The sequence below is a fragment of the Pseudomonas sp. Irchel s3f19 genome (assembly GCF_900187555.1).
In the GTDB taxonomy this organism is placed as follows: domain Bacteria; phylum Pseudomonadota; class Gammaproteobacteria; order Pseudomonadales; family Pseudomonadaceae; genus Aquipseudomonas; species Aquipseudomonas capeferrum.
On the sequence record NZ_FYDW01000003.1, the window covers coordinates 448,540 to 460,395 of the forward strand.

The 11,856-nt window shown below is 66.2% G+C and carries 11 protein-coding genes; 7 read left to right on the forward strand and 4 right to left on the reverse strand.

Features of this window, described 5'->3' with window-relative positions:
• Positions 1–93: 93 nt before the first annotated feature.
• From tatC to tatA, 3 genes are read right to left on the reverse strand one after another with little or no spacing between them, the layout of a single operon-like run.
• Complete coding sequence (tatC, locus tag CKW22_RS09960; protein WP_033700995.1) at positions 94–837, reverse strand: twin-arginine translocase subunit TatC; 744 nt, start codon at positions 835–837, stop codon at positions 94–96.
• The gene (tatB, locus tag CKW22_RS09965) at positions 834–1,124 is read right to left on the reverse strand and encodes a Sec-independent protein translocase protein TatB (protein ID WP_033700994.1); all 291 of its coding nucleotides are present in this window, start codon (positions 1,122–1,124) and stop codon (positions 834–836) included. Before tatB ends, tatC begins: the two co-directional genes overlap by 4 nt.
• A complete protein-coding gene (gene tatA / locus CKW22_RS09970) occupies positions 1,124–1,357 on the reverse strand; it encodes a twin-arginine translocase TatA/TatE family subunit (protein ID WP_033700993.1) in 234 nt (77 codons plus the stop codon). Before tatA ends, tatB begins: the two co-directional genes overlap by 1 nt.
• Before the next feature lie 146 nt (positions 1,358–1,503).
• Between tatA and gspK the strand changes: the two genes are divergently transcribed.
• Positions 1,504–2,469 carry a type II secretion system minor pseudopilin GspK gene (gene gspK, locus CKW22_RS09975; RefSeq protein ID WP_095064064.1) on the forward strand — a complete coding sequence of 322 codons (966 nt, stop codon included), beginning with the start codon at positions 1,504–1,506 and terminating at the stop codon, positions 2,467–2,469.
• A gap of 139 nt (positions 2,470–2,608) precedes the next feature.
• On the opposite strand, the gene CKW22_RS09980 is transcribed toward gspK, so the two are convergent.
• Positions 2,609–4,684 carry a PhoX family phosphatase gene (locus CKW22_RS09980; RefSeq protein WP_095064065.1) on the reverse strand — a complete coding sequence of 692 codons (2,076 nt, stop codon included), beginning with the start codon at positions 4,682–4,684 and terminating at the stop codon, positions 2,609–2,611.
• Positions 4,685–4,908: 224 nt separating this feature from the next.
• Here CKW22_RS09980 and CKW22_RS09985 point away from each other — a divergent pair, with 224 nt between their 5' ends.
• Genes CKW22_RS09985 through gspG form a run of 6 tightly spaced genes read left to right on the forward strand, consistent with a single transcriptional unit; the run spans position 4,909 to position 11,856 of the window.
• On the forward strand, positions 4,909–6,549 hold the full coding sequence (locus CKW22_RS09985) for a lipoprotein UxpA (RefSeq protein WP_033700990.1): 1,641 nt from the start codon (positions 4,909–4,911) through the stop codon (positions 6,547–6,549).
• Entirely contained in the window at positions 6,546–6,971 is a 426-nt protein-coding gene (locus CKW22_RS09990) for a pilus assembly protein PilZ (RefSeq protein WP_095064066.1), read from the forward strand. Before CKW22_RS09985 ends, CKW22_RS09990 begins: the two co-directional genes overlap by 4 nt.
• A 21-nt stretch (positions 6,972–6,992) precedes the next feature.
• Positions 6,993–8,750 (forward strand): type II secretion system secretin GspD, encoded by a 1,758-nt coding sequence (gspD, locus tag CKW22_RS09995; RefSeq protein WP_095064067.1) that lies wholly within the window; start codon positions 6,993–6,995, stop codon positions 8,748–8,750.
• Positions 8,750–10,198, forward strand: coding sequence for a GspE/PulE family protein (locus tag CKW22_RS10000; protein ID WP_033700986.1), 1,449 nt, complete (start codon positions 8,750–8,752; stop codon positions 10,196–10,198). Before gspD ends, CKW22_RS10000 begins: the two co-directional genes overlap by 1 nt.
• Positions 10,199–10,201: 3 nt before the next feature.
• Positions 10,202–11,404: a type II secretion system inner membrane protein GspF gene (gene gspF / locus CKW22_RS10005; RefSeq protein ID WP_033700984.1), complete on the forward strand. Its 1,203-nt coding sequence runs from the start codon at positions 10,202–10,204 to the stop codon at positions 11,402–11,404.
• Positions 11,405–11,421: 17 nt separating this feature from the next.
• The gene (gspG, locus tag CKW22_RS10010; protein ID WP_095064068.1) at positions 11,422–11,856 is read left to right on the forward strand and encodes a type II secretion system major pseudopilin GspG; all 435 of its coding nucleotides are present in this window, start codon (positions 11,422–11,424) and stop codon (positions 11,854–11,856) included.

Sequence of the window (11,856 nt, forward strand, 5' to 3'; positions counted from 1 at the left end):
TCTCGTTGTTGTCGGAAATGGCCATGGTGCATCGCTGTTATTCAGGCGAGCAGCGGGAAGTGACTCCGGGGCCGCGGGGCATCAGCGCCTCGCTCAGGGGTGGGCAGCGGGCTTGTGCAATGCCCCGCACGCCAACAACCCCACCTCGAACAGCACCCACATCGGCACCGCCAGCATCGTCTGCGAAAACACGTCCGGCGGCGTCAGAATCATCCCCACCACAAAACAGCCGACAATCACGTAGGGCCTGCTGCGCCTGAGCGTTGCCACATCCGCCAGCCCCACCCAGACCACGATGAAGGTTGCCACCGGGATCTCGAAGGCCAGCCCGAACGCCAGGAACAGCGCCATGATGAAGTCCAGGTACTGGCTGATGTCGGTCATCATCGCCACGCCATCGGGCGTCACGCTGGCGAAAAAGCCGAACATCATCGGGAACACCAGAAAGAACGCAAACGCCATGCCGGCATAGAACAGCAAAATGCTCGACACCAGCAGCGGCAGGGCAATGCGCCGTTCGCGGCGGTACAGGCCCGGCGCCAGAAACCCCCACGCCTGGTGCAGCAACAGCGGCATGGCGACGAACAGCGCGCACATTGCGGCTAGCTTGAAAGGGGTCAGAAAGGGTGAGGTGACACTGGTCGCGATCATGCTGGCGCCCTCCGGCAGGAAGCGACGCAGCGGTTCGGAGATCAGCGTGTAGAGGGGCTGGGCGAAGGGGAACAGCGCGGCGAACACCAGCGCGACCACTGCCAGGCAGCGCACCAGGCGCTTGCGCAGCTCGCGCAGGTGTTCGGTCAGCGGCATCGCTGCCGCAGGGTCCACGGCGAGGCTCATGAGGCATTCTCCCTGGGCACAGGGACGGTTGCCGGGTCATTGGCCGGTTGTGCGGCAAGGCTGATGCCCTGGCGCATTTCCTGTTCAAGGCGCTGCAGGGGCTCGCTGTCGAAGTTGGGCAACTCGATCTCCCGTTCCATCTGTGCGCGCAGGCCCTGCATGGCCCTGCGTGCCTGGCCCAGGCCGCGCCCGAGCGTACGTGCCGCAACCGGCAGCCGCTCGGGCCCGAGCACCAGCAGTGCGACGATGCCAACCAGCAGCAACTCGCTGAAGCCTACCTCGAACATCAGGCCTGACGGTCCGTTTGCGACTGCGCCGTAGCCTGGCCGGCCAGCGGTGCCTGCTGCTGCACCTGAGCCGGGCCGGATGGGTTGGCTTCGTTGTCACCGCCCATGGACTTGCGAAACCCTTGTATGGCCTCGCCAACATCGCTGCCCAAGCCCTTGAGGCGCTTGGTACCAAACAGCAGGAATACGATCATCAGTACGATCACCAGTTGCCAGATGCCAATGCCACCCATTGCGACCACTCCTGTAAGGCCATGAAAAGGAAGGGTAATCCTGCCTCGCGTAGATGACGCGAACATGACGGAAGGGCGATTGCCATCTACCTGCAACAACTGGCGTGTTGACTGGCGCTTTTACGGGCCATGAGAGGCGCACGCGGATGGGCGGCAGACGACAGCAGGGCGCGGCCCTGCTGATGGTAATGGTGGTGTTGGCGATGCTCGCGGCAGGTATGGCCTGGCTGGTGGAGGATGGCCGGCGCCAGGTCGATGAAGTGCGCCTGTTGCACCAGCGGGTGCAGGTGCGGGCGATGGAACAGGCCGGCCTGGCCTATGCCGAGCAGGCGCTGCGCGACCCGGCCTGGCGGCTTAGCCCGTTGTTCTGGCAGGCGTTGCGTGGGCAGCCGCTGAACTACGACTTTGGCGCAGGCCAGGCGCAATTACGGGTACGCGACCAGCACGCCTGCTTCAACGTCAACGCTTTGCTCGGTGCCGACGGTGAACGTGCCGAGCGCCAGTTGCGCCGCCTGCTGGGCGATGACATGGCGGCCGAGCGCCTGGTCGACGGCCTGGCCGACTGGCTCGACAGTGACAGCGATGCGCGTTTGCAGGGGGCCGAGAGTGCCCAGTACCTGCGCCAGCAACCCCCACGCCTGGCGGCCAATCAAGCGATGCTCGACACCAGCGAGCTGAACCTGCTGCTGGAGCCGGACGCCACGCGCCAGCGCCGCTACCCGATGCTGTGCGCCCTGCCGCAGACCACGGGCTGGCGCTTGAACGCCAATGCCCTGGGGTTGGAGCATCTGCCGTTGCTCGATGCCCTGTATGAGGGGCGGTATCCGCGTTCGCTGCTCAGCCGCATCGTCAGTGGCCGGCCGGCGTCAGGCTATGTGGATGCGGCGGCGCTGCGCCAGGCGTTGGGGGCGGTGGATGACGAGACGTTCGAACGGTTGAGCGAAGGGTTGCTGCTCAACAGTGGGCACTTTGTGTTGCAGCTGTCGTTCGAGGAAGAGGGGCGGGTGATGCGCAGCGCGTTTCAGGTCGAGGCGCTGGGGGTGGTGCAGTGGCACGCACGCGTGCCGGCGCAGCAGGTGCGGGTGCGTAGCCGGGAGCCGATGCTCTGGTGAACCTTGGCGGCCTCTTCGCGGGCAAGCCCGCTCCTACAGGTACCCCACTGGTTTCAAGAGCAGTGGGGTACTTGTAGGAGCGGGCTTGCCCGCGAAAGGGCCGGTACAGCCGGCACAAGGCTGACTGACCAGCTCCCGGTCAGACGGTGCCGATCTCCCCGCCATCATCACGCTGAATCACCACCGTCGAAGCCCGCGGCCTTACCGTAGCGCCTGCCGGGGTAGCATCGGTAGCCTTGTCGGTATACGGCCAGTTCTCCGGATGCTGGATGTTCACAAACATCGATTTGTTGTCCGGGCTGAAGGCAATCCCCGTCACCTCGCAGCCGTTCGGCCCAACGAAGAAACGCCGCAGGTCCACCTGGTTCTGCGCGTTGACTGGCACCTGTTTGCCCGTGGCATCCACCAGGTCCGTCGGGATCACCGCCAGCAACTGGTCGTTGGTGTAATCGGTCAGGGTGCTCTCACCGTTGTCGGTCTCGAACCACAACACGCCACGGCTATCGAAACTCATGCCATCGGGGCTGGCGAACTGGTTCAGCTCGGTCAGCCCGGAGCGGTTGATGTCGGCGGTGCCGGCAGCGTTGGCGCCAAACACGAAAATGTCCCAGGTGAAGCTCAGCTGATCGTCGCTGTCGTGCCAGCGGATGATGTGGCCGTGACGGTTCGGGCCACGCGGGTTGGCGGCGTCGACTTTTTCCGGGGTGCGCGCGCTGTTGTTGGTCAGGGTCAGGTAGACATCGCCATTGAGCGGGTTGACTGTGGTCCATTCCGGGCGGTCCATCGGGGTCGCGCCCACGGCATCGCCCGCACCGCGAGTGTTGAGGATGATACCCGGCAGGTCACCGTACAGCGCGCCAAGGGTGCTGCCGCCGGTGGTGGCAGTGGCCACGTCGAGCAGCAGCCACACGCCTGTGCCGTCGGCATTGAAGCGGGCCACGTAGAGCTTGCCCTGGTCCATGTACTTGGCCCCGGTGGCCAGGCGGTCGGCTGGGCTTGCGTCGGCGGCGTCCCACACGGCGGTGGAGACGAACTTGTACAGGTACTCGTTGTTCGAGTCGTCGCCCATGTACCACACCAGCGGCTTGCCGGCCACCGGCAGGCCCGGGCAGCAGCCTTCGTGACGGAAGCGCCCCAGCGCCGTCCGCTTAGTCGCCAGGGTGGCGCTGTTGTACGGGTCGATTTCGACGATGTAGCCGTAGGTGCTGGCTTCGTTGCGGTAGTCGTCGGTGGCGCTGGCGCCTTTGACGGTGACGTCGAAACGGGTGAACTCGTCGGCCACTTCGGTGCTGTCACCGGCAGCGCTTTCCCATTTGTACTGGCCGCTGGAGGTGCCCACGCCGATGCGGCGCTGGTCTTCGGGGCGGGTGCCCTTGTTGACGAAGATGCCCGGCCAGTTCTCTTCACAGGTCAGGTAGGTGCCCCATGGGGTGTAGCCGTTGCCGCAGTTGTTGTTGGTGCCGCGGCAGTGGGTGCCGGCGCTGGAGTACTTGGTCTTGACGTGGTCGGTGCCGCGCAGCGGGCCAGTGATTTCCATGCGCGAGGCGGTGGTGAAGCGGCGGTTCAGCGGGTCGTTGTCGACCACCTGCCAGCGCCCGCTGACCTTCTGCAGGCGCACCACGCCAGCGCCGTGGGCGTTGATCTCTTTGCGGATCTCTTCGGCCGGGCGCTTGCCGTTGGCATCGAGGGTGGGGCCAGCCGGGTGCAAGGCGGCAGCATCGATGTACTCGAAGTTGATCGCCAGCAGGCCGTCTTCGGAACTGCCATTGATCGGGAAGAAGTGCATGCCGTCGTGGTGCATGCCCATGGCATTGGCCTGGTCGGCCGAGGTGTTGCTGCCATCGGACTTCCACGGGCTGGCATTGCTGTTCAGCGGAGTGCCCCAGGGCGCCAGCACGTAGGCGCTGTAGCCTGCGGCGACGACACAGGCATCGGTGCGCGAACCTGGGATGGACTGGAAGCCCAGTGCCAATTTCGGGACTTCCGGTTCGGTAACAGGTGGCTCCGTCACCGGTGGCTCGGTGACAGGATCATCGTGATCGGAACCACCACCGTCGAAGCAGCCTGTCAGGCCGGTACCGGCGATCATGGCGATGGCGGCGCCCAGGCTGCCACGCATGATGCTGCGGCGGCTGAGGTAGGCGTCCATGACGTTGGCCATCGGCATATTGCCGCTGTGGTTCCGGTCCAGGTTGTCGCCGGTATCTCGACTCATCAGGGTGTCCTTATGTTTGGCTGAGTTGAAGGAAACCGCGACTTTAGAGCGCAAGTGTGATGATTCCTTGGCAGAAATGTTAACGACTGCTTAAAACTGTCGGTTCTTAGATATGTGTCCGACAGATCAATTTGGAATTGCTGTCGGATTTCTGCCATCAAACTGTCATGCGAACGCCGCAACATCCGGGCCCAACGTGAACGTGGATAAGGATGGCGGGTTCGATGGCAAGCAGTGTTAACAGGCGCGAAGTGATCAGTTGGATGGGTGTCGGTGCCTTGGCACCGTTGCTCGGCGCCTGTTCCGCCTTGCCGGGGCCGCGCGGTGGCAATGCCCGCCTGGACTTGCTCTATGTCGCCGACACCCTCGATGCCCGCCAACCCGGCCGGGCTGTGGTCCCGGCGACGCGCCTGGGGCCGGTCAGCCACCTCGGGCGTGCGCCGTGGATGACCGGTGCCAGCGCCAGCATCGCGTTTCCGCAGCTGGCGCCACTGCTCGATGCCGGCCGGGCCGACGAGGCCAACCTGGGTGGCTATGCCGTACTCGGCGCATTGCTGGAGCAACTGCGTGGCGAGGCCGGTGCAGGCAACAGCCTGACCCTGGAGAACGGCCAAGGCTGGAATGGCAGCGGCCTGGCCTACCTGACCCAGGGTGAAAGTGGCGTGCAAGGCAGCCAACTGCTGGGCAGCGAAGCGCGGGTCAGCAGTGACGAGCGCGTGCTCTGGCCACAACGCAGCGCAGCACTCTACCGCCAGGCGTCTGCCACTACGCTTGGCGCCGGGCTCGCTGACGAACAACGCCAGGCCCTTGGGCTCGAACCCCTGCAGCTGTTCGAACGGGGCGGCGCGCGCATTGCCGTGGTCGGTGTCACCGACCCTTACGCGCAAGACCAGAAAGCCTCCCTCAAACAGTGGTATCAGGCCTTGCTGCCGGTTTTCCAACAGGCCCGGCGCGAGGCCGACCTGGTGGTGGCCCTGGCCGATGTCGGTACCGGGCCGGGGCTGTGGCTGGCTGAACGGCTGCCGGCCATCGACCTGTTGCTGTGCGCGCGTGGCCAGGACCTGTGGCCAACACCGGTGCAGGCCACCCAGGCCAGCGGTCGCCGCGTGCCGGTGCTGTTCGCCGGCTGCCGGGGCAGCGGTGCGTTTCGCTTGCGCTGCCAGCAGGTGGCGGGGCAATGGCAGTTCGAGGGGCGCTTCTTCCCGACGTTCGAACAGACGCTTTCACCGGCAGCGCAGGTGCGTGCCGGGCAATTGCAGGCGCAGTTGAACCAACAGCGCGCCGGCCACGCGGCGTGGCTCGATCAACCGCTGGCCCGCGCGCCCCAGGCGCTGTGGCGGCGCGACACCCGTGGCGGCAGCTGGGACCGCCTGCTGCATCAGGCTTTGGCCGATGACGGCAGCCTGCCGGTGTTGCTGCCGGGCCTGCGTTACGACTGCCCGTTGGCGGCAGGTACAGCGATTACCCGTGAGCACCTGATCAGCCTGACCGGCGGTTACCCGGCCCCGGTGGTCGAGGCTCCGGCCCGGCAGGTCGAGCAAGTTCTGGAAAATGCCGCGGAACAGCTGTTTGGCGACCCGTTGCTGCTGGACAACAGCCAGGACCTGCCGCGCTGGCAGGGCCAGGCCTGGCAAGTCAGCTACAGCCCCCAGGGCAAACGCATCAGCGGCCTGCAGCCGAGCGAGGGGTTGTGCCGCACGTTTGGCCTGCAGTTCGCGTCGCAGGCCGGCGAGCCGCTCTGGCAGCGGGTAGAGGCCTGGCTGGCACGGCAGGCGCCTGACTGGCAACTGACAGCGCTGCAATGGCCCGAAGTGCGCTATGTGCAGGGCCACCCAGGCTGGCACCCCCGGCAGATGGCTTCGTGAGCTTCGCTTCGCGGCTGATCACTGGTGGCTGCCTGACCCTGGCCGGCTGGCTCGCTGCACAGTGCGTGTTGCAACTGGGCCGCCAGCCACAACCGGCCAGCCGCTCGCCGGCCACCGAGACGCAACTGCCGGGGTTGATGGTCGGCCACTGGCAGGCACCCGTCGACGACGGCGCGATCGTCATCACCCGTTTGCCCTTGCACTACCTCGGTGGCCTCAAGGCCCAGCCGTTGTCGGCCAGCGTGGTGGTGCTGCGCTACGAACAACAGGTGCGCACCCTGGCCCGCGGCCAGCGCCTGGCACCGGGGATCGTGCTGCAGGACATCGACAGCGATGGCCTGATTTTCAATAACCAGGGGCGGCGTGAACGCCTGCCCTGGCCGCCACGCCCCGCCGTGACCGGCCTCAAGCGGCAAGGATGAACGATGCCTGTTAAATACTGCATGGCGGCTGCACTGAGCCTGGCCTTGTCCGTGGGCCTGCCGGTTGCGAGCGCCGAGGAGCCGGTGTTCGATGACGACGGCACGCCGATGTACGAGGTGAACTTCGTCGACACCGAGCTGGGTGAATTCATCGACAGCGTGTCGCGCATCACCGGTACCACGTTCATCGTCGACCCGCGGGTCAAGGGCAAGGTCACCGTGCGCACCGTCGACCTGCACGACGCCGATGCCATCTATGACATCTTCCTCGCCCAACTGCGCGCCCAGGGCTACGCCACCGTCGACCTGCCCAATGGCAGCGTGAAGATCGTCCCCGACCAGGCGGCGCGCCTGGAACCGGTGCCGGTGGAGCCTGCCGGGCAGCAGGGCGAAGGCAGCGACAGCGTGGCTACCCGGGTATTCAATGTGCGCAACGCCGCTACCGAGCAGGTGCTTGGCATACTCAAGCCATTGATCGACCCACGGGTTGGGGTGATCACCCCGTACCCGGCGGCGCACCAGTTGGTCGTCACCGACTGGCGCAGCAACCTCGAACGCATCGCCAGCCTGCTGCGTCAGCTCGACCGCCCCAGCGAGACGGCGGGCAGCAGCAGTACCCAAGTCATCTACCTGCGGCACGCCACGGCCAGTGAAGTGGTCAAGGTGCTGCGCGGGCTCAGCCAGGAAGGCATGGCGCCGGCAGAAGGCGTGGCCGAGGGCGAAGCCAAGGACCGGCCGGTGATGGCCGCCCCCGGTGGCTCGGGCATTCGCCTGGAATACGAAGAGGGCACCAACGCTGTAGTCATGGTCGGCCCCGACAGCGAGCTGGCCGCCTACCGTGCCATCGTCGAGCAGCTGGATATCCGCCGTGCCCAGGTGGTGGTCGAGGCGATCATCGCCGAGGTGTCCGACAGCAGTGCCCAGGAGCTGGGTGTGCAGTGGCTGTTCGCCGACGAGAAGTTCGGTGCCGGTATCGTCAACTTCGGCAGCAACGGGGTGAACATCGCCAACATCGCCGGTGCTGCCACCGGCGAAGACACCGAGGCACTGGGCAAGCTGTTGTCTGCCACCGCCGGGGCCACTGCCGGCATCGGCCACTTCGGCGGCGGTTTCAACTTCGCCATGCTGGTCAATGCGCTCAAGGGCAAGAGCGGCTTCAACTTGCTGTCCACGCCAACCTTGCTGACCCTGGACAACGCCGAGGCGTCGATCCTGGTTGGCCAGGAAGTGCCCTTCGTCACCGGCTCGGTGACGCAGAACAACGCCAACCCTTACCAGACCATCGAGCGCAAGGAGGTCGGGGTCAAGCTGCGGATCAAACCGCAGATCAACATCGACAACAGCGTGCGCCTGGACATCGTCCAGGAGGTCTCGTCGATTGCTGACTCCAGCGCTGCCAGTGATGTGATCACCAACAAGCGTGAGATCAAGACCAAGGTCATGGTCGAAGACAACGGCCTGGTGATTCTGGGCGGCCTGATCAGCGACGAGCTGAGTACCAGCAACCAGCGCGTACCGCTGCTGGGTGACATCCCCTACCTGGGCCGCCTGTTCCGCTCCGACGCCAGCAAGAACACCAAACAGAACCTGATGGTCTTCATTCGCCCGCGCATCCTGCGCGATGGGCCGAGCCTGGCCGGGCTCAGCGAAGGCAAGTACCGCACCCTGCAGCAGACCACCCCGCTGCAGCTGCCGGACCTTGCCGGTGCTGAAGGCGCCACGCCGCTGCTGCAGGTGTTCCCCGCCAGCCGGGCGCGCCTGGACGGCGGTAACTGGTGATGCTGCCCTATCGGCTGGCACGCCAGGCAGGCCTGGCCATGACCCCCGCGCAAGGCGGCTGGCAATTGTGGCTGCGCCGCGACGCCGACAGCGAGGTGTTGCAGGAGCTGCTGCGGGTGCATGGCCAGCCCAGTGCGCTGGCCTACCTGGAGCCCGCAGCATTCGACGAACAACTGGCACAGCTGTATCAGGGCGGCGATGCGGCCACCGCAGCGCTGATCGAAGGTATCGGCGACCAGGTCGACCTGGACAGCCTGATGAGCGAGATGCCGCGTATCGAGGACTTGCTCGAAAGCGATGACGAGGCGCCGGTGATCCGCCTGATAAACGGGCTGTTCGGCCAGGCCTTGCGCCTGCGTGCCTCGGATATCCATATCGAGACCTTCGAACAGAGCCTGGTGGTGCGCCTGCGGGTCGACGGCCACCTGCGCGAGGTGCTGCGCCCGCCGCGGGCGCTGTCGGCGATGCTGGTGTCACGCATCAAGGTCATGGCGCGGCTGGACATCGCCGAGAAACGCCAACCCCAGGATGGCCGCATCACCTTGCGGGCGGCAGGGCGCGAGGTCGATGTGCGGGTCTCGACGCTGCCGGGCATTCACGGTGAACGGGTGGTGATGCGTGTGCTCGACAAGCAGGCCAGCCTGCTGGCGCTGGACAACCTGGGCATGCCGGCCGCCGTGCTGCACGGCCTGCGCAGTTGCCTGGCGCGGCCCAATGGCATCGTGCTGTCCACCGGCCCCACCGGTTCGGGCAAGACCACCACGCTGTACGCCAGCCTCAACAGCCTCAACGATGGCAGCCGCAACATCCTCACCGTCGAAGACCCGGTGGAGTACGCCATCGCCGGCATCGGCCAGACGGCCATCAACCCACGCGCCGGGCTGACCTTTGCCAGTGGCCTGCGCGCCATCCTGCGCCAGGACCCGGATGTGATCATGCTCGGCGAAATCCGTGACCAGGAAACCGCGCAGATTGCCGTGCAAGCCAGCCTCACCGGCCACCTGGTGCTCTCGACCCTGCACACCAACAGTGCGGTGGGGGCGGTGACCCGCCTGCGTGACATGGGCATCGAACCCTTTCTGATCGCGTCGTGCCTGCGCGGTGTGCTGGCGCAGCGCCTGGTGCGGCGGCTGTGCCAGTGTGCGGTGGCGCAGCCGCTGCAAACCGCCGAACGTGACTTGTGGCCCGAGCTGTGTGCGCTGGGCAGCAGTTACCACGCCGTCGGTTGCGAGCAGTGCCAGGGCAGTGGCTATGTCGGGCGCCTGGGCCTGTACGAGTTCATCGAGCTGGACGCCGGCCTGATCGCGCTGCTGTACGACGGCGCCAGTGAGCAAGCCATGCAGGATTACCTGGCCGACCGTCGGCGCAGCCTGGTAGCCATGGCCAGCGATTGCCTGGCGCGTGGCGAGACCAGCCTGGCCGAAGTGCTGCGCGTGGTGCAGGGCTGAGCCATGCCGACCTATCGTTATCAAGCCGTCGACCTGGCCGGCAAGACCCACAAGGCCAGCCTGCAGGCCGACAGCGAGCGCCATGCGCGCCAGCTGTTGCGTGACCAGGGCCTGTTCGCCCGCCAGTTGCAGCGCCACGAGGCAGGCGTGCGCCAACCCCGCCACCAGCGCCTGAGCCGTGCGCAACTGTGCGAACTGACCCGCCAGCTGGCGACCTTGACGGGCGCGGGCATCCCCTTGGTCGACGCCCTGGCCACCCTCGAGCGGCAATTGCGCCAGCCTGCCTTGCACAGCGTGCTGGTGGCCTTGCGCGGTTCGCTCGCTGAAGGCCTGGGGCTGGCGCGCAGCCTGGCCCGCCAGGGGGCGCCGTTCAGCGGCCTGTACTGTGCGCTGGTCGAGGCCGGTGAGCGCTCCGGGCGCCTGGCCCAGGTGCTCACGCGCCTGGCCGATCACCTGGAGCAGGTGCAACGCCAGCAGCACAAGGCGCGTACTGCATTGATCTACCCCTGTGTGCTGATGGGGGTGTCGCTTGCCGTGGTGATCGGCCTGATGACCTTCGTGGTGCCCAAGCTCACCGAGCAGTTTGCCCACGCGGGGCAGAGCCTGCCGTTGATAACCGCCTTGCTGATCGGCTTGAGCCAGGGGCTGGTGCACGCCGGGCCCTGGTTGTTGGGCCTGGCGATGCTGCTGACGCTGCTCGGTGGCTGGCTGCTGCGCAAGCCGCACTGGTGCCTGCGCCGTGATGAGTTGCTGTTGCGCCTGCCGCGTGTGGGCGGCCTGTTGCAGGTGCTGGAAAGCGCGCGGCTGGCACGTAGCCTGGCGATTCTCAGCAGCAGCGGCGTGGCCCTGCTCGAAGCCCTGCAGGTGGCCACCGAGACAGTTTCCAACCGGCGCATCCGCCTGGCCATGGAGCAGGTGCGCCAGCAGGTGCAGGGCGGCACCAGCCTGCACCGCGCGCTGGATGCCTGCCAACAGTTTCCGCCGTTGCTGGTGAACATGGTCGGCAGCGGCGAGGCCAGCGGCACCCTGGCCGACATGCTGGAACGGGTGGCAGACGACCAGGAGCGCGGCTTCGCCCGCCAGGTGGACACCGCCATGGCGCTTTTCGAACCGCTGATGATTCTGGTGATGGGCGCCGTGGTGCTGTTCATCGTGCTGGCGGTGCTGCTGCCGATCATGCAACTCAACCAGGGCCTGCAATTGTGAACACAAGGAGTACTTCCATGCAGCATCGTCGTAACCATCAGCGTGGCTTCACCCTCATGGAGATCATGGTGGTGATCTTCATCATCGGCCTGTTGATCGCCGTGGTCGCACCCAGTGTGCTGGGCAACCAGGACAAGGCCATGCGGCAGAAGGTCATGGCAGACCTGGCCACACTCGAACAGGCGCTGGACATGTACCGGCTGGATAACCTGCGTTTTCCCAGTAACGAGCAAGGCTTGGCTGCGCTGGTGAAAAAGCCCGAGCAGGCGCCGCTGCCGCGTGCCTGGCGCAGCGATGGCTATGTGCGCCGCCTGCCGCAAGACCCATGGGGGACGCCGTACCAGTACCGCATGCCTGGCGAGCATGGGCGCGTTGATGTCTATTCGCTGGGTGCCGATGGTGTGCCTGGCGGCGAAGGGCAGGATGCCGACCTGGGTAACTGGGCGCTGTAA

Excerpts from the sequence above, each read along its gene's own strand:
- tatA (WP_033700993.1), bottom strand. The coding sequence starts at position 1,357 with ATGGGTGGCATTGGCATCTGGCAACTGGTGATCGTACTGATGATCGTA.
- gspF (WP_033700984.1), top strand. The coding sequence starts at position 10,202 with ATGCCGACCTATCGTTATCAAGCCGTCGACCTGGCCGGCAAGACCCAC.
- tatC (WP_033700995.1), bottom strand. The coding sequence starts at position 837 with ATGAGCCTCGCCGTGGACCCTGCGGCAGCGATGCCGCTGACCGAACAC.
- tatB (WP_033700994.1), bottom strand. The coding sequence starts at position 1,124 with ATGTTCGAGGTAGGCTTCAGCGAGTTGCTGCTGGTTGGCATCGTCGCA.
- gspG (WP_095064068.1), top strand. The coding sequence starts at position 11,422 with ATGCAGCATCGTCGTAACCATCAGCGTGGCTTCACCCTCATGGAGATC.
- CKW22_RS09985 (WP_033700990.1), top strand. The coding sequence starts at position 4,909 with ATGGCAAGCAGTGTTAACAGGCGCGAAGTGATCAGTTGGATGGGTGTC.
- gspK (WP_095064064.1), top strand. The coding sequence starts at position 1,504 with ATGGGCGGCAGACGACAGCAGGGCGCGGCCCTGCTGATGGTAATGGTG.
- CKW22_RS09980 (WP_095064065.1), bottom strand. The coding sequence starts at position 4,684 with ATGAGTCGAGATACCGGCGACAACCTGGACCGGAACCACAGCGGCAAT.
- gspD (WP_095064067.1), top strand. The coding sequence starts at position 6,993 with ATGGCGGCTGCACTGAGCCTGGCCTTGTCCGTGGGCCTGCCGGTTGCG.
- CKW22_RS10000 (WP_033700986.1), top strand. The coding sequence starts at position 8,750 with ATGCTGCCCTATCGGCTGGCACGCCAGGCAGGCCTGGCCATGACCCCC.